Annotated in this window: 15 protein-coding genes; 12 read left to right on the top strand and 3 right to left on the bottom strand. The window is 29.3% G+C overall.

Features of this window, described 5'->3' with window-relative positions:
• The first annotated feature begins 65 nt into the window (after positions 1 to 65).
• Entirely contained in the window at positions 66 to 1,031 is a 966-nt protein-coding gene (locus ACWW38_RS13605) for a helix-turn-helix transcriptional regulator (RefSeq protein ID WP_456258068.1), read from the top strand.
• A 245-nt stretch (positions 1,032 to 1,276) separates the two neighbouring features.
• Here the strand turns inward: ACWW38_RS13605 and ACWW38_RS13610 are convergent, their stop codons facing one another.
• Both ACWW38_RS13610 and ACWW38_RS13615 read right to left on the bottom strand, forming a co-directional pair.
• Positions 1,277 to 2,233 carry an FG-GAP repeat domain-containing protein gene (locus ACWW38_RS13610; RefSeq protein WP_456260466.1) on the bottom strand — a complete coding sequence of 319 codons (957 nt, stop codon included), beginning with the start codon at positions 2,231 to 2,233 and terminating at the stop codon, positions 1,277 to 1,279.
• 68 nt (positions 2,234 to 2,301) lie between these two features.
• Entirely contained in the window at positions 2,302 to 2,718 is a 417-nt protein-coding gene (locus tag ACWW38_RS13615; protein ID WP_456258069.1) for a Fur family transcriptional regulator, read from the bottom strand.
• A gap of 197 nt (positions 2,719 to 2,915) precedes the next feature.
• Between ACWW38_RS13615 and ACWW38_RS13620 the strand changes: the two genes are divergently transcribed.
• From ACWW38_RS13620 to ACWW38_RS13635, 4 genes are all read left to right on the top strand, one after another.
• Positions 2,916 to 4,292: a PhoH family protein gene (locus tag ACWW38_RS13620; RefSeq protein ID WP_456258070.1), complete on the top strand. Its 1,377-nt coding sequence runs from the start codon at positions 2,916 to 2,918 to the stop codon at positions 4,290 to 4,292.
• 244 nt (positions 4,293 to 4,536) lie between these two features.
• Complete coding sequence (locus ACWW38_RS13625) at positions 4,537 to 5,886, top strand: LCP family protein (RefSeq protein ID WP_456258071.1); 1,350 nt, start codon at positions 4,537 to 4,539, stop codon at positions 5,884 to 5,886.
• Positions 5,887 to 5,998: 112 nt separating this feature from the next.
• Positions 5,999 to 7,030, top strand: a complete 1,032-nt coding sequence (locus tag ACWW38_RS13630; protein ID WP_456258072.1) for a phosphodiester glycosidase family protein — start codon at positions 5,999 to 6,001, stop codon at positions 7,028 to 7,030.
• Between the two features lie 13 nt (positions 7,031 to 7,043).
• Positions 7,044 to 8,117 carry a hypothetical protein gene (locus ACWW38_RS13635; protein WP_456258073.1) on the top strand — a complete coding sequence of 358 codons (1,074 nt, stop codon included), beginning with the start codon at positions 7,044 to 7,046 and terminating at the stop codon, positions 8,115 to 8,117.
• A gap of 306 nt (positions 8,118 to 8,423) precedes the next feature.
• On the opposite strand, the gene ACWW38_RS13640 is transcribed toward ACWW38_RS13635, so the two are convergent.
• On the bottom strand, positions 8,424 to 9,641 hold the full coding sequence (locus ACWW38_RS13640; RefSeq protein WP_456257760.1) for an IS701 family transposase: 1,218 nt from the start codon (positions 9,639 to 9,641) through the stop codon (positions 8,424 to 8,426).
• Between the two features lie 280 nt (positions 9,642 to 9,921).
• On the opposite strand from ACWW38_RS13640, the gene ACWW38_RS13645 reads away from it, so the two are divergent.
• The 7 genes from ACWW38_RS13645 to ACWW38_RS13675 all read left to right on the top strand — a co-directional run bounded on the left by ACWW38_RS13645 (position 9,922) and on the right by ACWW38_RS13675 (position 19,783).
• Positions 9,922 to 13,530 (top strand): 5'-nucleotidase C-terminal domain-containing protein, encoded by a 3,609-nt coding sequence (locus ACWW38_RS13645; RefSeq protein ID WP_456258074.1) that lies wholly within the window; start codon positions 9,922 to 9,924, stop codon positions 13,528 to 13,530.
• A gap of 340 nt (positions 13,531 to 13,870) precedes the next feature.
• Positions 13,871 to 14,524, top strand: a complete 654-nt coding sequence (locus tag ACWW38_RS13650) for a site-2 protease family protein (RefSeq protein ID WP_456258075.1) — start codon at positions 13,871 to 13,873, stop codon at positions 14,522 to 14,524.
• Positions 14,525 to 14,656: 132 nt separating this feature from the next.
• Positions 14,657 to 15,757 (top strand): sensor histidine kinase, encoded by a 1,101-nt coding sequence (locus ACWW38_RS13655; protein WP_456258076.1) that lies wholly within the window; start codon positions 14,657 to 14,659, stop codon positions 15,755 to 15,757.
• A gap of 51 nt (positions 15,758 to 15,808) precedes the next feature.
• Complete coding sequence (locus tag ACWW38_RS13660) at positions 15,809 to 16,447, top strand: response regulator (protein WP_456258077.1); 639 nt, start codon at positions 15,809 to 15,811, stop codon at positions 16,445 to 16,447.
• 119 nt (positions 16,448 to 16,566) lie between these two features.
• Positions 16,567 to 17,502: an ABC transporter ATP-binding protein gene (locus ACWW38_RS13665; protein WP_456258078.1), complete on the top strand. Its 936-nt coding sequence runs from the start codon at positions 16,567 to 16,569 to the stop codon at positions 17,500 to 17,502.
• 10 nt (positions 17,503 to 17,512) lie between these two features.
• Entirely contained in the window at positions 17,513 to 18,637 is a 1,125-nt protein-coding gene (locus ACWW38_RS13670; protein WP_456258079.1) for an ABC transporter permease, read from the top strand.
• Complete coding sequence (locus tag ACWW38_RS13675) at positions 18,638 to 19,783, top strand: ABC transporter permease (protein WP_456258080.1); 1,146 nt, start codon at positions 18,638 to 18,640, stop codon at positions 19,781 to 19,783.
• The last annotated feature ends 161 nt before the right edge of the window (positions 19,784 to 19,944 follow it).

Below are 19,944 nucleotides of genomic sequence, written 5' to 3' on the forward strand. Positions count from 1 at the left end.
TATAAATATCAATATTATATAAAAATCTACGATAACATATCTAAGTAAATATTGGAGGGAAAACCATGTCTAAACTTTCACATTTATTAGAATTAATTTTAATGCTTCAATATAAAGAATTTACAACGGCCTCAGAACTTGCAGACCTATTAAAAGTAGACAAGAAAACTATATATAGATATATAGATACTCTTCAGATGTCCAATATACCTGTTGAATCTAAAAAAGGTAGATACGGTGGATTTTATATAAATAAGGAATTTTATATGAAATATCCTAAGCTTGATAGAAGTGAATTACAAGCTCTATTATTGGCTTCTAAAATACTTACTAAGGAAAATGGTTTTTTCTATGCAGATGAATTCCAAAAAGCCATAATAAAGATAAAGAATATTTTTTCAAGTGATGATAGTGACATCGGAAATTTAAAAGAAGGCATATCTTTTAAAATTAATGAAGCAGGAAATTTAGAGAAGTTTAATGACATGATTTCTAAGATAAATTATTCTATAAGTAAAGGAAAAATCCTAGATATTAAATATTATTCTATTAATAAAGATAGTGAAACTAGCAGAAGAATAAATCCATATACTATTTTTTGCAAAAGAGGCGTATGGTATTTAATTGCATATTGTCATACTGAAAAAGAGGAAAAAACTTTTAGAATTTCTAGAATAAAAAGCATAAATATAACAAATGATAAATTTATAAAACCTAGAGATTTTCATTTAAAAGAGTATTTAAATAAGTCTTGGGAAGTATTCAGGGAAGATCAAATTTTAGTAAAGGTTAAATTTGATAAAAGTGTGACTTCATTTATACAAGAAAGTGAATGGTTACCAAACCAAGAAATAGAATTACTTAAGGACGAAAACATAGTTTTTAAAGCTTATGTTAGTGATTTAGGTGAAATAAAAAAATGGATTTTAGGATTTGGGTGTAATGCCGAAGTTCTAGAGCCGTTAAGCTTAAGAGAAGAAATAAAGCAGGATACATCAAATCTTTTAGATAAGTATTTGAAAAAAGTTTAGATGAAATGAATAAAAATTTTTAAAGGGGTTAATATATATAATGTACAATGGAGGAGTAACAATACATAAATGGTGTTACCCTCCCACTAGTGCTAAAACCCCCCATCCCCCTTTTGATTCGGACCGCAAGAAGGCGGTCCATTTTTTTTATAGAAAAATTGTTTAAAGGATCTTAAAGCTGATTACTAAAGTGAAAATAATTTAAAATTAAAGCGAATAAAAAAACTCCCTGCTAAGTAGGGAGCTTAAGTTAAAGATATAGAATATATTTTAAAATGATATTTTTCTTTAGAATCATCAAATGCTTTAAGGTTAACTTTTAAGGTGAAATTTTTAACTTCCCCTTCAGATTTAATTGAATTTCCCCTAAAATTAAGAATCCATTGAATTTGAATTGGTTCGCCATTTTTATTAGATTTTGTATCCATAAAAAGTGCATCTTGAAAAATATAATTTTTGCCGGAATTTGATAAGTTATAAAGTACAGATAGTGAATTTGAATTTATTTTCGGATCGAAGATATTTTCGGATGTTTGTACATATTCAGAAGTGAGAGTAGTTATAAGATTTATAAAATATAAAATAGTATCCTTACCCATAAAGGTATCTGACGCTTTCCGATTATACCTTTCTAATTTATTTCCAATCAATATGTAATTAGCAAATGCGAAATTACCTTGATATATACTCCCAGAGATTATTTTAGGGGTTTGGTTATTAGTACAGTCTATAAAACCCAATACATTATTATAACTGCAAAATACATCTTTAAATTTGTTATCTATACTGTCGTATTTAAAAATATGCTGAATAGGTGTATTATTTTGTGATGATTGGGTAAAAATTTCTGGAACACTATCACGAGATATATCTAATAATTTAACCCGCATAGGCCAGAAAGGAGAATATATACCCATATTGCTAGATTTGTTGTTTGGTTCTAAATATAGACTATCCTTTTGTGTATTTACTTGAAGATAATATCTATCTTTGTTAGTAGTTATATAAAGTATATCTTCTTTACCATCACCTGTTAAATCTGATTTGTAAAATCTTTCGTTTTGATTAACATTAAAAATAGGAGAAGAATTATTACCTGATACATACGAAATTATAAAAAAAGTGAATACAATAAGTATTAATAAAAAATAATAAATGTATTTTTTTCTTAGAAACAGTACTCTAAGTTTCAAAATAGTCACCTCCATTTAATTATATTTATGAAGGAAACTAGAAAATTATTTATAAAAAAAAAGAATAGACAAAATGTCTATTCAGCATTTTCGCAATCTTTGCATATACCATAAAAATAAATCTTATTTGAAAGTATCTTGTAATCTGTAAAACCCTTTATTCTATCATTAAGTTCGTCAAAGGAAATACCTTCGATGTCATCGACTTTACCACAAGAAATACATTGTATGTGAGGATGAGGAATGACATTGCCGTCATATCTAAAGTTTCCCTCTCCTACGTTTAATTCTTTAACTAAATTCACTTCAACTAAAGTCTTCAATGCTTTATAGACTGTAGCTAAACTCATTGTTGGATAGTCTTTGTGCAATGCTTTGTAAATAGTTTCAGCTGATGGATGTTCTTTAGTTGAACGTAAATACATATACACTGCAATCCTCTGAGGAGTTAATTTCAATTTTTTTTCTTTAAATATTGCTGTAATATTGTCCATAGGTACCACCCTTCCTAATTAAACATTTATATTATATAATAAAAGTTATCCGCTGTCAATTACTACAAATTATGTTTTTGAATAGAAATTTATTACATGGTATTTTTTGACTCTTTTTAATACATATATAGTTGTGTAAGCATAATATAATATAAATAAGATTCTTGGCATCCGATAAAGAGAGGGGGAATTATGTTTTGAATAAAACTTATGTTTTAGATACTAATGTAATCTTATATTCTCCACGTTCAATATTATGCTTCGAAAATGGTATTGTTGTAATACCAGAAGTAGTTTTAGAGGAATTAGATGCATTTAAAAAAAATACTGGTGAACTTGGGGTAAATGCACGCACAGCAGCAAGGCTCATAGATACTCTAAGGAAAAAAGGAAATCTAAATGAAGGAATAGATTTACCAAATGGCGGAAAATTAAGAGTAGAAATGAACCACTACGATACTAATATACCACCATATTGGGATAAAATGAAGCCCGATAATAGAATAATTCAAGTTTGTAAAGGATTAAAGGAAAAAGGTGAAGATGTATACTTAATTACAAAAGACATATTTGAAAGAATTAAAGCTGATACAGTGGGAATAAAAGTTGATGATTATTATGAAAAGGTTGTTCCAGAATATGACGATCAATATAAAGGTAGGAGGGAAGTATATACTTTATCAGATAATATAGATTTCTTTTATAAAAATAAATGGTTGGATGTAGATGAATTAAAAATATATTCAGAGACTAATGAAGAATATTTAAAACCTAATTTATGTGTAAATGAGTTTCTTTTAATTCATTCACTAGAAAATCCGAGGAAAACTGCTTTAGCTAAATTCAATGGTGAAAGAATTGTGCCTCTTGTATTTAAGGACATGATGCCCATGGGAATCTCACCTAGAAACATAGGACAAAGATTTATGTTAGAGGCTCTATTTACAAGTGCGAAGGAAGTGCCATTAGCGATTATAAAGGGGCCAGCTGGCACTGCGAAAACCTTATTTTCACTTGCTGTGGGACTTAATAAAATTTTAGAAGAGAACAGTGGAGAGTATAGGAGAATTCTAGTTTGCAGACCAAATGTAACTATGGATGAAGATATAGGATATTTGCCAGGGACTGAGCAGGAAAAGATAGCTCCCTATATGAGACCAGTACTAGACAATTTAGAAATACTAATTGATTCAGACGAAAAAGAAAGATATAAAAATGAAAAAGAATTGAATGATAAAATCAAAGAATTATTTGACAGAAGAATTATAACTACTGAAGCAGTGGCTTTTTTAAGAGGAAGATCTATAGTTAAGAATTGGGTTATAATTGATGAAGCTCAAAATTTATCTCCTAAACAAGTGAAAGCCATAACTACAAGGGTGGGAGAAGGAACTAAACTAGTACTTATTGGAGATCCAGAACAAATAGATGAGCCATTTTTAGATTATAGATCCAATGGATTATGTTATGCATCTGAAAGAATGAAAGGAAGTAAACTGTGTTACCAAGTCACTCTCAAATATGATGAATGTGAAAGGTCGGATCTTGCACATGATGCATCTAAAAGACTTTGATATATCTAAAACGTCATTAATTTGACGTTTTTTTGTTTGAAAAAATTAAAAACTTTTAAATACATAAATTCGTATTACAAAATGTAATTATTTATTAAACAATTGAAGTATAATTTTATTATATAATTAAATTAAGATTTATAAGCAATATGGACACACTGATTAATATGAATAAAAACAATATAGTTTCTAAGTTATGTTTTAAATAGGTTATAATTCTATAAAAAATTGGGAGTGAGTTTATATGGCGAAGCACGAAAAAAGTGATGGAAATAGAGTTAAGAAGAGAACCATAATATCTATTATAATTATAGGAATATTATTTATAGTCTTATCAACAGGAGCATATTTGTATCACTTATTCTTAAGCAATAGCTACGTTAAAGATGATTCTACTAAAAATAATGTGAATGATGGAACGGATAAAAAAGATTATAAAGAGATGGATGGAATAACAAATATATTATTAATAGGTAATGACGCAAGAACTCTAGACGAAAAGGCTAGAGCAGATGCAATTTTGATATTATCCATTGATAATATTCACAAGAAAGTAAAGATAACTTCTATAATGAGAGATAGTTATGTTAAAATACCAGGTCATGGAGAACAAAAGATCAATCATTCATTTGCATTAGGTGAAGCAGATTTATTAAGAAAGACAATTGAAGAAAATTTTAAAATAAAATTAGATAATTATGCAATTATCAATTTTAAAGGTTTTGAAAAGCTAGTGGATGCTGTTGGAGGATTAGACATTAATATTACAAAAGAAGAAATGAAAGAGATGAATAAGTTCATACCAGAGGTAAATCCAGAAAACCCACATTTAGTTAAGCAGGCAGGTATGCAGAGGTTAGATGGACAACAAGCTTTAAGCTATGTCAGAATAAGAAAACTAGGTAATGGAGATTATGATAGGACAAAAAGACAAAGAGAAGTTATTTCATTATTAGTAAATAAAATTTCAGATGTGAATGTATTAAAATACCCTATGATGGCATCAAAATTACTGCCATATTTTAAAACAAATATGGATATTAGTGATATTCTTAATTATGCTTATACCGTGTATAGAATAAATAATTTTAAGATAGATCAAATTCAAATTCCAGTAACTGAAATAAGCGAACCTGTGACACTTAAAAATAAGGGCTGGGTTTTAATAATGGATAAAGAACAAAATGCAAAAATAATGCACGATTTCATTTTTGATGATAAAATATATAGTAAAAAAGACTTGAATATAGCTTCATTTAAGAAAGTTTTAGAGTCATATAAAACACAAATAGATTCTGGAAAAGGAAGTAAGAGTAATAAAAATAATTATGAAGACGATGAAGCAGAACTCTATGAAAAATATGAAAATAAAAAACAAGATAAATACAATAAAGTAAATAAAAACAGCAATACTGTACCAAAAGATAATTCAAATTCAGAAAATAAAAATGATACAGAAAATAAATTAGATGGAAATAAAGATAAAGAGAAAGTCGATACAAATGCAGAAAACAATTCTAATGTACCGAAAGAAGATAAAATAGAGGAAACAAAAAATGGTGATATTAAGTTAGATAATGAAGAAAAAAGATAAAATTTCTTATGTTTACAAAAAATTTAATTTGAAAAAAGCTGTAATTATTGTACAATATAAGTTGGATTATTTAAAAAAAGTGAATAATTTTATAAAAAAGGATGAGTAATTAATGAATAATAAAAATACAAGAGATAATAAAAAGGGGAAGAGAAAGAAGAAAAAAAAGTTTTCTTTCAAAATATTTATAGCTTTTCTAGTTTTCGAGATTGTATTTACAGGAATAACAGGTCCATTTATGCTTTATTATGGACCTTTTGAAAATGCAAAAAGTACAATGGTAGGAGCTGCTATGACGACTCTTAGCCATCAATGGATTGCAACAACTTTTTTATCAAAAGACCGTATTAATGAAATACTAAACAGAAACAAAATAGAAGATATACAGCAAAATTCAGAAAATGAGGAAGAATTGCAGATAAAAAATACTCATGATAATACTATAGAAAGATATGATATAGACGGAAAAACATTTAAAGGATATCTTTTAGTAATTCACAATCCCAAAAGGGTTAGAGTAGGCTACAGTAGTAAAATAAAAAAAGCCGGAGAAACTACCAGTAAAATAGCAAAAAATAATAATGCTGTAGCTGCTATAAATGCTGGTGGATTTACTGATGAATCTGCTAATGGTAAGCAGTGGGCAGGAAATGGTGGAATGCCAAGAGGAATAATAATGTCCAAGGGTAAAACTGTATACAATGATTATAAAAATGATAATGTAAAAGATGATATTGTTGCAATGACTGAAAAAGGTGCATTGCTAGTTGGAAAGCATTCTGTGGCAGATCTTAAGAAGAAGGGTGTGACAGATGCGGTTTCTTTTGGACCAGCATTAATAGTTAATGGCAAAAAGACTATTACAAGTGGAGATGGTGGTTGGGGAAAAGCCCCTAGAACAGCTATAGCCCAAAGAAAAGATGGAAGCATACTTCTACTAGTTCTTGATGGTAAACAAGTAAAAAGATTGGCTGCAACTCTAAGAGATGTACAAGATGTACTATATGAACATGGTGCTTATAATGCTAGTAATTTAGACGGTGGATCATCTACTACTATGTACTATGAAGGAAAAGTAATTAATGAACCTGATAGTGCACTTGGTGAAAGATCAATACCATCTGTTATATACGTTGAACCTTAAAGGAGAGTAATAAATGAAAGCTTTAAAAAGAATAATTATATGGATACTTATATCTCTAATTATGCAAGTAGCTGTTCTCTATTATGTAGACAACTATCTGTTTGGTTCCCAGGGGGTAAGTGGAACAATAGTTTCTACAAAAGTTGATAAAGAAAAAGAAAAAAAGAAGAAGAAAGCAGACGTTTCTATTCCAGAAGCTGCTGAACATGTATCAGTATCTTACGATGGAGGTTATCTTTCTTATTACAAAGATGATGAGCTTAGAATTATAGATATATATACAGGAAAAGAAAAAAAGGTGGATTTTGAAGATAATCAAAAGGTATCTTTTTATAAATGGGCACCTGATAGAAATATACTTCTTATATCAACTAAGAAAGAATATAATAAAAGCTCAAAATTTTTATTCTATTCATATGACGCTGAAAGAGATGAAAAAGATAAACTAGAGACCAAAGAACAAGAAGAGACTGCATTTGTTACAAATAAAACCTCAGAGATTGTAGATCTTCAACTATCACCACTTACAAATATGATATATATTAAAACTTCTTTAAAAGGTGGAAGAAGCAGTATTCACAGTATAAATATAATGAAGAGAATAAATGAAATTAAAACTCAGGTTTATTTTATTGGAGATATTAAAATAATACCTAATGACGATAGAATAGCATATGAGTCTCTTACAAAAAATAATGTTTATGTTACAGGGAAAACTAAGCCAATATCTATAGATGGAGTAGACAAGCTATCCTTATTAGGTGTTGATGAAAATGATATGATTTATGTTGGAGAACTTGAAGGAGATGCTTCCAATGGTTCATCTAAAATAAAAAATATATACTATGGAACAATAAATGATGATGTAAGTGAGTGGAAAAGTGTAAAACTAAAAGATGCTATTAATAAAAAAGATGCATATGTAACAAGAGATGGCAATATATATATAAATGACAATTTAAAGGGCGTAGTAACAGAGTTAAAATCAAACAAAGATACTGCTTATAAGGGTATATTCTTCCAAATGTATGATGGAGGAGTAGCTTCAATAAGTGATGGAAAGCTACTAGAAACAGAACTTAAATAAAATTATGATGAAAAGCTGTTTTAAAAGAAGACTATTTATATCTTCTTTTAAAACAGCTTTTTTTTAAAAGGTTTTAAAAAAATATTGTTAAAAATTTTAATTAATCTTAATAAAGCAGTAGGTTAATTAACAAAACAGAAAAAATTATACTCAGTATTCTAAAAATAGTTAAATAATTATTATGATTATTAACTTAACTTCTTTAATTTAAAAAGCTATTTTACCAATTGTAGATATAAAATCACCTTTGTGAATTAGTTTCCATTATACGTGAGTATAGTTATCCTATAGAATTTTATGCCTTTTTTAAGAAACCAATTTTAACTTGTTAAACACTATTTCTATAGGTATATCATTCTTAGCTTGCTCATAAACAAAGCACACAAGTTCCTTAGCCGATAGGCTTTGAATAAGCCTGATGGTATCACCTACGGTGTACATTGAAGTAAGATGACATATTCTATATATTTCTAAGAAATTCATCGCTAAAAATACAAGCAAGAAATATCTCTCGATAGAGAGTATACTTTGGACCTTATATTTATCAAAGGCTAAATGGCTTTTAAGGTATTTATAATTAGTTTCAATACTCCATCTATTTAGATAGTATTTTATTATAGTTTGAGCATCAAGCTCTATGTCTGTCGACATTAAATATACAGGGGCTTTAAAGCCTTCGCCATCAGCTTCATAGCAGATTAAAACTAGCGCATTTTCAATTTTTGAAACTTTGCCTTCGTATTTATATACTCGATATTTCTTACCCTTGACGGTAACTACATCTAAGGTAGAAGGATCAATATATTTGGCGAATTCTTTCAGTTGCATTGAAATTCCTAAAGGAGATATTTTCCTATTGGACTTCAACGCACCGATTAGGTAAAAACCTTGCATTAAACTGCTATCTACAAGCTTCTGGCTAGTGTACCAACTATCAACAAGACAATATACTTTATCGCAATTAGATGGCTTTTCAAATGAGCTTATGAAGTCAACTGCAATATCAGACTTTCCCATGAATGGTTTGTTATGTTTTAAGCAATTTTCTTCACTTAAATAGGTTTTATAGTTTAAGGGGATAGATATATCTCCTACAACAAAATTAGAAGTAACCACACAGTGAGACCAAAGATTTTTACCCTCTGTATGGGAGTGATTATAGCTTAAGCATTCCATCTTCTTTGCTTGTATTTTAGGATTTACCGTATCATCTATTACTAAGAATCCTACGGATTTTGGTTCTATAAGTTTTTCAAAGTGCAGCTTTAAATAGCTAATGCGATTTCTATCAATGAGACTATCGTCCCATTTGGAACGGCTTAAAAACCTATATATACAGCTGCTACTTTTAGCACTTAATATGTGTTCTGAAATATTTAATAAAGATTTATTGCCAGGTAAATTTATTAATCCATTTATAATTGTGGTTAGATGATGAAATTGTGGTTTATTCATTCCATAATTTACATCATTTAAGTAGTTGTAAAGTTCATTATTAATGGATACAATATTATTGCTTGGCATACTGATAACCCCCCGTGATTATGATTGTGTGGTAACTTTTATATATCACGGAAACCGTCAGTGTGCCATATTTATTTTTTGGCAACATTACCAAATTGAATTTTTATTTTGCAGAACTAAAGTTATTAAACAAGTGTAATATATTGGTTAATATTTCTAATGGCTGTTTACATATAATGAATAAATTACTATAATTTAATTATAGTCCAAAGTGTTACTTGTATACATATACTTAGATATTAAGTAATAATTTGGAGACAAAATTTTAGGGGGGATAATGTTGTTCAAAAATCTAAAGTTTAAAAAATTGACATCAAGCATAGTGGCATTTTTAATGATTTTTACATTAATAACGCCATCTACAGTCTTTGCAGCAACGGATTCTAATGCTGTAACACTGCAAATACTTGCTACAAGTGATATGCATGGAGTATTTTATCCATATGATTATGCAACTAATGCATCTAATGATTTATCAGGTAGCTTAACTCAAGTATCAACTGCAGTGAAAAAATTAAAAGCAGAAAATCCAAATACGATAGTAGTGGATGCTGGAGATACTATAGAAGGAAACTCGCAGGGATTGTTTCTAGAGGGAATAAATCCAATGATAGTAGCTATGAATGAGATAGGCTATGACACATGGACATTAGGTAATCATGAATTTAATAAAGGAATACCTACCCTTGAGAAAAACATGGCTCAATTTAAAGGTACAATACTTGCTGGCAACGTTTACAAAAAAGACGGTACAACACTTGGAAAGCCTTATGCTATAGTAGAAAAGGCTGGAGTTAAAGTAGGAATTATAGGAATGACTAATCCTAATATTACAAGATGGGATGGTCCAAGGTTAACAGATTATAAAGTAACCAGTCCAATAGAAGAAACTAAAAAAGTAATTAATGAAATAAAAGACAAAGTAGATGTAATGATTGCAGTGCAACATATTGGAGAAAAAGAAGAATATGTTGAAGCAGATTCAGCTGCAAACCTAGCAAAAGCATGTCCAGAACTTACAGCTATAGTAGCCGCTCATGGGCATAATGCAGTAGACAAATTAAAAGTTGGTAATACAGTAATTTTAGAAAACAAGAATGCAGCAGCTAGCTTAGGAAAAATAGACATAAAATTAACTAAAAAAGATGGAAAATATATAGTTGAAAACAGAGAAACAGATGTAGCTTCTAAATTAGTTTGGATGAAAGATTCTAAAACTAAAGAAGTAAATTATCAAGCTGATGAAGAACTATCTAATAAGCTAAAACCATATCATGAAGTAGCATTAAAAGATGCTAAAACTATAATTGGAGAATTAAAGGGTGGAGATTTAGTAGGCCCTCAAAAAATAAAAGGAATACCTAATGCTCAAGTTGAAGAGACAGCTATGATAAAATTAATCAATGATGTACAAATGTACTATACAGGAGCTGATGTCTCAGCTGCAGCAGCTTTTAGAGATGATGCCAATATGAAACAAGGACCTATCCAAAAAGCTAGTGCTGCTTTAATTTATAAGTATGATAATACACTTCACTTAGTAGAAGTAACTGGAAAACAATTAAAGAAATACATGGAATGGTCAGCAGGTTTCTATAACACATACAAACCTGGAGATTTAACAATATCCTTTAATGAAAATGTAAGAGGATATAATTATGATATGTTCACAGGCGTAAAATATGAAATAGATATAAGCAAAGAATCAGGTAGTAGAATAGTTAATTTAAGAAAAATGGATGATACTCCAATAAAAGATACAGATGTATTAAAGCTTGCTATAAATAATTATAGATATGATTCACAATTATCAAATCCAAAAGGTGGTATATTCACCGCTGAAGAACTTACTAAGGCTATAGAAAAGGATGTTAAGAGCGGAACTCCTATTAGAGAATTAATTAAGGATTATATAGAAAATGTTAAAAAGGGAGTTATAACTCCAGAAGTAGACAATAACTGGAAAGTGATAGGAACAAATTGGGATAAGGCAGAAAGAGAAGAAGCTATAAAACTTATAAATGAAGGCAAAATAGCAATACCTACATCAGAAGATGGAAGAACTGCTAATGTTGCAGCAGTAACTCGTTATGATCTTTTAAAAGCTAAAGGAAATAAGATAGTTGATGTAGTATCCTTCAACGACTTCCATGGCCAAGTTGAAGAAAGTGGAAAAAATCAAGGTATAGCTAAGTTAGCAGGAGAGATAAATAAAATAAAAGCTAAAAATCCTAATACAATAGTTGTATCAGCTGGAGATAGCTATCAAGGAAGTGCAATGTCTAACTTAACTTATGGTGCTGTAGTTAGTGAATTCTTAAAATCTATAGGAATTACAGCTTCAGCTATAGGAAATCACGAGTTTGACTGGGGAAGAGGTAGAATTTCTAATTGGGCAAAAGAAGGAAATTTTGACTTCTTAGCAGCAAATATCTATGACAAGACTACAGGAAAACCTGTAGAATGGGCAAAACCATATGTTATGGTCGAAAAAGATGGTGTAAAAATAGCATTAGTTGGTCTTGCAACTCCAGAAACAGCCTCTAAGACAAAAGCAGAAAATGTTAAAAACTTAGAGTTTAAAGATCCAATAAAGTCTGCTACAGAATGGGCTAAAGTGGCAAGAGATAATGGAGCTAATGTAGTTATAGCATTAACACATTTAGGTGCTTTTCAAGATAGTAAAACTAAGGAGATTACAGGAGAAGCTGCAGACCTTGCAAAAGCTGGTGTAGTAGATGCTGTAATAGCAGGTCACACTCATATGACAGTATCAGGAAAAGTAAGCGGAGTACCAGTAGTTCAAGCTTATTATAATGGAAGAACTTTAGGAAGACTACAAATAGTTTTAGATAAAGATAATAAACTTGTATCAATAGATCCATCTCTTGATGAATTATACAAGAGAGCTGCAAATACAGTAAAAGAAGATGCCTCAGTTAAAGCAATTGTAGAAAAGTACAAAGAAAAGGTTGGGCCAGTACTAAACGAAGTTGTTGGAACAACTGACAAAGATTTAACTCATGATAAAACACAAGGACCTTCATTACTTGGTGAATGGACATGTGACGTTATGAAAAAGGCTGCAGGGACACAAATTGCTATAACTAATGGTGGCGGAATTAGAACATCAATTGCAAAAGGCAATATAACTATGGGTAACCTATACGAAGTTATGCCATTTGATAATACACTAGTTACAATGGAACTTAAAGGTTCAGACATAAAAGCTAATATTGAACATGGTATAAATAACAGTAAATATGGCTGGGTACAAGTTGCAGGAGTAAAAGCTGTTTATAATAGTGAAGGAAAAATAACTTCTATAACTCTATTAGACGGAACTCCATTAGATATGAACAAATACTATACAGTAGTTACAAACGACTTTATGATAACTGGTGGAGATGAATATAACTTTAGTGGTGCTAAAAATGTAGTTGATACTTCTGTGCCTATTAGAGATGCAATGGTTGAAACTATTAAAAAGGCTAAGAACCTTTCAGTTACTAAGGTTGGATATTTAACAGAAGAAAATACAAAACCAGAAGTTAAACCACAACCTAAACCAGAATTATCAAATGTATATGTAGTAAAACAAGGAGATACATTACGCAAAATTGCTGATAGATATGGTGTATCTTACAGAGAAATAATAAAGGCTAACGGAATTAAGAATCCAAATATGATATTCCCAGGACAAAAATTCAAAATACCAGGAAAGATAGTTATCAATAATGACACAGTTTATGTTGTAGTTAAAGGTGATACTATGAAGAGTATTGGAAATAAATTTGGATTAGATTATTCTAAGATAGTTAAGAAGAATAATATTAAAAATCCAAATATGATTTATGTAGGTGAAGAATTAATTATACCTGCAAGCTAAAAATTAATAATATCTTTAGCTTCATAGAGGATAAATAGGTATATACTCATAGGACTAAAACCTTACTTTCGATTAGAAAGTAAGGTTTTCTATATAATAGTTCAGAATTATTAGAAGTATAATCCTAATTTAGGAAGTAGTTTCAATTGGTGTAATGTTTTTTATAGCAGGTTCTGATATAATAGGTGTATAAAGAGGATTCTTGACTTCAGGTGGAGTTTTTTTCTCCACCTGAAGCTTAGAAGCCCTTATCTAGGGACGTAGCAGCCGTTATCTCCCACTTTATAAGTGGGAGTATTACGGATGGTAGTCATCAGATAAAAAGTTTAGGAGGTAAAAAATGTTCAGCTCAGAAAACTTACTTAATACAATATTACTAATCCCTGGGATATTACTTGCGTTCACTCTACATGAATATGCTCATGCTTTGGTTGCATATAAACTAGGAGATAAGACACCAAAATTCCAAGGAAGACTTACTTTTAATCCATTAGCACATATTGATCCTTTGGGATTTATTATGATATTAATTTTCAAATTTGGATGGGCAAAGCCAGTACAAACAAATCCAAGTGCCTTTAAAAATTATTATAAGGATGATTTAAAAGTATCTGTATCAGGGGTAATAGGTAACTTAATTGCAGCTTTAATTTCTTCAATTATATTAGCTTTGATTATAAAAGCACCTATTAGTAATAAAAATCTTGCACTAGTATTATTTAAAATAGCATCTCTATCAATAGAAATAAATTGTGTGTTATTTGTGCTTAATTTAATTCCCATACCGGGATTTGATGGATTCCATATTTTAAGAGACTTATTTCCTAAAGCATTCTATAAAGTTGAGGAACATCTATATAGATATCAAATGATAATACTTCTAATATTTATAGTTCCTATTTTTGGTGGATACGCTATTATTGATCTTATATTAGATGGGCCAGTATCATTGTTGTTTGGTATTTTTGCTAATATTGTAAATTTGATTGCATAATTAATATGAGACAAAACTTGATTTAGTGCATTTTATTCTATATGAAGATTAGAAATAAGATTCAAATTTATAATTAAAAGAATTAATAGCAATTGAATAAAGGGTAATGGATAATTGTTGATGGAGGGAAATATGGAAGCTTGGCTTGTACTAAGTAAATTAGCTATATTTATATATATAGCTTTATCGTCTATTATAAACAGCATAAATAATGTAGAGTTAGTAGTTTTATTTTTACTTGTTTTAATAGGTCTAAATACGATAATGCATATATTAAAAAATGCTAAGTTAAAAAAAACTTGTGCTGCAGTTTCCATATTCATATCAACTATATGCAGCATATATATAAATCCTATGTTTATTTTGCTATTTCCAATAAACGTATATGAATTTATAGTTTTAAATAAGCTTGAAGCTTGGATAGGTATAGCTATAAATTTTATAGCTTTATTTTTTATAAATATATCACTTATAAAGGAATATATATTATTATCAGTTCTATCCTATGTAATATGTATACTTTGTTATAACAACTCAGGTAGAATTCTAAGACTCTTAAATGAAAATGACGAATTGAAAAAAAAGAATCATACTTTAAATAAAAATCTAATAAAGGATATGGAATATCAATCACAAATTAAATATATGTCTCAGATTGAAGAAAGAAATAAAATTGCCCAGGAAATACATGATAATATTGGGCATACTATTTCAGGAAGTTTAATGCAGCTAGAAGCAGTTAAACTTATTTTGGACAAGGATAGTGAAAGGGCAAGCGATATGCTCCAAAGTACCATAAGTATATTAAGGGAAGGAATGGAGAGTATAAGAGCCACTTTAAGAAATATAAAGCCTCCATCAGAACAGGTGGGCATAAATAGATTAAAGTTGATGCTAGATGAATTTGAAATAAACAGTGGGATAAAAACCAATTTGTTTTACAATAAGGGATTGGAAAAAGTATCATATAATTTATGGAGAATAATTAATGACAATGTAAAAGAAGCTTTAACTAATACTATAAAATATTCTAAGGCATCTAGTGTTAAAGTTAAGATTGAAATATTAAATAAGTTTATTAAAGTTGAAGTTAAAGACAATGGTATAGGAAGTTTTAGTATAAAAAAAGGACTTGGAATAGTTGGAATAGAAGAACGATGTGAAAATGTAAATGGGAAAGCTATAATTGACGGAAGCAATGGTTTTTCTATTATAATGCTATTTCCTATTTAGTAGATTGTACATTTGAAATAGAATAGAAATGACTAATTAAGGAGATGTGTTATGGGGATTAGAGTTTTAATTGCAGATGATGACTCCCTAATAAGAGAAAGTCTTAAGATAATTTTAACTATAGATGAAGAAATAGAAGTAATTGATTGTGTTGATAATGGACTTAAGGCTGTAGATCTATGTTTAAGAAAAAACATAGATGTAGCACTTCTAGATATTAGAATGCCAGTATTAAATGGTGTAGATGCAGCTAAACAAATAACTGAGAAAACAAAGTCTAAAGTGTTAATCTTAACTACTTTTGATGAAGATGATTATATTAAAGCTGCCATTGAACATGGGGCTAGGGGATATATATTAAAGAATAACTCACCAGACAAGATTATCAATGCAATTAGAACAGTATATCTAGGTAATATGGTAATGCAGGATGTAGTTTTGGATAAAATAAAAAATGGCTTAGATGACAAAAAGACCACTATAGATGAAAGCTTATTTACTGAAAGAGAGATAGAGATAATCAAAGCTATTGCAGAAGGTTTATCAAATAGGGAAATTGCATCTAAATTATATATTTCGGAAGGTACGGTAAAAAATTATATTACTAATATTTTATCTAAAACTAATCTTAAGCATAGAACTCAAATAGCTATATACTACTTAACAGGGGATGTAAAAAACATATTATAATTTATATTATGACTTTAGTCATACCTAAGAAGTGACTTTTTCTAGTAAAGGAAAAAGTCACTTTTTTATATAATGAAATTAATTAAAAGATTATTTAATTAATAAGGAGATGGTATTCAGTGGAGATAGTAAAGATAGAAAATTTAGTTAAAAGATTTGGAGATGTAACTGCTGTTGATAATATAAGTTTAAGCATAGAAGAAGGAGAAATATACGGGCTATTGGGACCTAATGGAGCAGGAAAAAGTACAACAATAAATATTATGTGCGGTCTTTTAAGCATGGATAAAGGCAAAATAGAAATTTTAGAAAAGGATGTAAAAAGAGAAGCTGCGATTACTAAAAAAAATTTAGGAGTAGTACCACAAGATATAGCTATATATGAAGATTTAACTGCCTATGAAAATGTTAAATTCTTTGCAAGCCTATATGGATTGAAAGGAGAAGAGTTAAAACAAAGGACAAATGAAGCATTGGAATTTGTAGGCCTTTCTGATAGAGCTAAGCAGTTTCCTAAGGAGTTTTCAGGTGGTATGAAGAGAAGACTTAATATAGCTTGTGCTATTGCTCATAGACCTAAACTTATAATAATGGACGAACCTACAGTAGGAATTGATCCACAATCAAGAAACCACATTTTACAGTCAGTAAGAAAGTTAAACTCCATGGGATGTACTATAATATATACAACACATTATATGGAGGAAGTTGAAGTCATTTGTACTAAGATAGGTGTCATTGATCACGGGAAATTAATAGCAGAGGGAACTAAAGAGGAGCTTAAATCAATAGTAACAGATAAAAACAGTATAGAAGTAACTGTAAATGTAATAGACAAAGTTGACGGAGATGAAATAAAGAAAATCAATGGAGTTATTGACGTAAACGTAGATGACAATAAGATAAAAATAAATTCTTATAAGGAAGTAAACAACTTAGATAAAATAATAATTTATTTTACGAATAATAACATTCAAATAAATAATATAGAGACTAAGAAGCCAGATTTAGAAACAGTATTTTTAACTCTTACTGGAAGAAAGTTAAGAGATTAGGGGTGATATTGTGAGAATATTGAGTATAGCCATAAAGGAATTAAAACAAAATTTAAGAGATAGAAAAGCAATGGCATTGATGATATTATTTCCTATTGTTTTAATAGTAATTTTAGGGACAGCTTTTTCAAAAGTTATGGGGGATAATATTGATTTAGGTGAGATAAAGGTTATATATTCAGTTGAAGGAAAAGGAAATGTATCAGAATCTTTTGATGCATTAAAAGAAAGTTTAAAGCAGTATAATGTAAGCTTCACTTATACAGATAATAAGAAAAAGGCCATAGAGGATATGGAAAACTCTGAATACTCTTGTTATGTTGTTTTTAATGAAAATAATAAGGAGATTAAATTATACAAAAATGATAGATATAATTTTAATGCTAGCTTTATAGAAGGAATATTAAATACTTTTGTTCAAAGATATAATGTTATAAATGAAATTGCAGTTGTAAATCCAAAAGTTATACCTAACATAGTAAAGGATGACAAAGCTAATTTTGTTAGTTTAGAATCTCTAGACAAAAGACATCAGCCAAGGGCAATTGATTATTATGGAGTTACAATGACAACTTTAATAGTAATGTATGCTGCTATGACTGCAGGATATGGAATGAATTCAGAAAGAGTAAGAAATACAATAAACAGAATGTTTGTGAGTCCATTAAGAAAGCAGGAAATATTTGCAGGAAAAGTTATAGGATTTTTGCTAATTACTATGATACAAATAGGAGTAGTGGTTGTGTTCGGAAAGTATGTCATTAAAGTTAATTGGGGAGATAATATAGGAATTATACTGGCAGTATTATCAGCGGAAATAGCAATGTCAATTTCTATCGGGATTGCTGTATCCTTCTTTGCTAAAAGTGAAGCAGCTATGACTGGAATATTAAACTTAATTATTCCTATAACTATATTTCTAGGGGGAGGGTATGTTCCCATAGAACAAATTAATAGTAAAGTAATAAGTGGTCTTTCAAAAATATCTCCAGTTAAATGGATTAACGATTCTATGTTTAATGTGATTTACAGAAATGATTATGGAACTGTAATTTCAGCTATATTAATAAATATTGGAATAGCTCTAGTACTTCTAGTTTTTGCCTCATTAGCTTTTAGAAGGGAGGAAGTTTAAATGAAGAATGTATTACTTCTAGCATTAAATACTCTTAAGGTTACATTTAGGAAAAAATCTAATATTGTAGTTTATTTAATACTCCCAGTAGTAGCTATACTATTTCTAATGAGCGTAACTGTGGGTGATGGAGGCTCTATTGTAAAAATGGGAATAGTGAATAAAGACGGGGGAGTTTTATCAAAAAACATGGTTAAATACCTTGAGGACACTGGTAAGTTTAAAGGGATTTCTATAGAGGAAAAAGACATTAGTGAAAAGGTAGTAAACAAGAAAGTGGATTTAGCTATTATCATACCTCAGGACTTTCAAGAGAGTATATATACTAACAACTTTAAACCAATTAGGATAATATCTATAAAAGGGGAAGAAGTTACTGCTTGGGTTGAAAACTATACTAATTTATATATAAAAAACCTTCTAGACATAAGTAAAGCATCTAATGGAGATAAAGAAATATTCAATAAAATATATAATAGCTATGAAAATAAACAGCTTTCTTTAAAGGTAGAAAAAGTAAAGGACAAAAGGTATAGTAAGGGATTAACTCAACAAGGATTTGGATTCTTTATAATGTTTATGCTAATAGGATCTACTTTAACCTCAAGTATAATATTAAAAGAAAAAAGAGAGAGGGTATACCAAAGGATTTGTTCTACTCCTGTAAGCTCTAAAGTTTATATAATGGGAAATATAATATCAAATGTAATTATAATAACAATTCAAGTGATATTAGCTCTAATTACAATTAGAAAAGTACTTAAGATAGATACCTATATACCTAATTACCAGTTATTTTTAGTGCTATTTATGTTTGGAATTGTAGCAGTTGGTATTGGAATGATTATAGTAGCATTTTCAAAATCAACAGCTGAGGCAGGAAACGTATCAACATTAATAATTACTCCTACTTGCATGTTAGGTGGGTGCTTATGGCCATTAAGCATAATGCCTGAAAAAGTGCAAAAGATATCAAATTTTATACCACAAAAATGGGTAATACAAGCTATAGAAAAACTACAAAGTGGCGGAGGATTAAATAGTATAAAATTCAATATTTTAATATTAGCTGGATTTGCATTAGTATTCTTTGCACTATCAGCATTTAAAATGAAAAATACGGATAAAACAGGAAGCTTTATCTAATTAAGAATAAATCTATAAAGAGGATTCTTTGCTTCAGATGGAGTTTTTTTCTCCAACTGAAGCCTAGAAGGCCTTATCTAGGTACGTGGAAGCCGTTATCTCCCACTTTAGAAGTGGGAGTGTTACGGATGGTAGTCATCAGATAAAAATATTTAAATAGT

It is taken from the genome of Clostridium sp. JNZ J1-5, assembly GCF_053901425.1.

Excerpts from the sequence above, each read along its gene's own strand:
- ACWW38_RS13605 (WP_456258068.1), top strand. The coding sequence starts at position 66 with ATGTCTAAACTTTCACATTTATTAGAATTAATTTTAATGCTTCAATAT.
- ACWW38_RS13615 (WP_456258069.1), bottom strand. The coding sequence starts at position 2,718 with ATGGACAATATTACAGCAATATTTAAAGAAAAAAAATTGAAATTAACT.
- ACWW38_RS13625 (WP_456258071.1), top strand. The coding sequence starts at position 4,537 with ATGGCGAAGCACGAAAAAAGTGATGGAAATAGAGTTAAGAAGAGAACC.
- ACWW38_RS13630 (WP_456258072.1), top strand. The coding sequence starts at position 5,999 with ATGAATAATAAAAATACAAGAGATAATAAAAAGGGGAAGAGAAAGAAG.
- ACWW38_RS13635 (WP_456258073.1), top strand. The coding sequence starts at position 7,044 with ATGAAAGCTTTAAAAAGAATAATTATATGGATACTTATATCTCTAATT.
- ACWW38_RS13640 (WP_456257760.1), bottom strand. The coding sequence starts at position 9,641 with ATGCCAAGCAATAATATTGTATCCATTAATAATGAACTTTACAACTAC.
- ACWW38_RS13650 (WP_456258075.1), top strand. The coding sequence starts at position 13,871 with ATGTTCAGCTCAGAAAACTTACTTAATACAATATTACTAATCCCTGGG.
- ACWW38_RS13655 (WP_456258076.1), top strand. The coding sequence starts at position 14,657 with ATGGAAGCTTGGCTTGTACTAAGTAAATTAGCTATATTTATATATATA.
- ACWW38_RS13660 (WP_456258077.1), top strand. The coding sequence starts at position 15,809 with ATGGGGATTAGAGTTTTAATTGCAGATGATGACTCCCTAATAAGAGAA.
- ACWW38_RS13675 (WP_456258080.1), top strand. The coding sequence starts at position 18,638 with ATGAAGAATGTATTACTTCTAGCATTAAATACTCTTAAGGTTACATTT.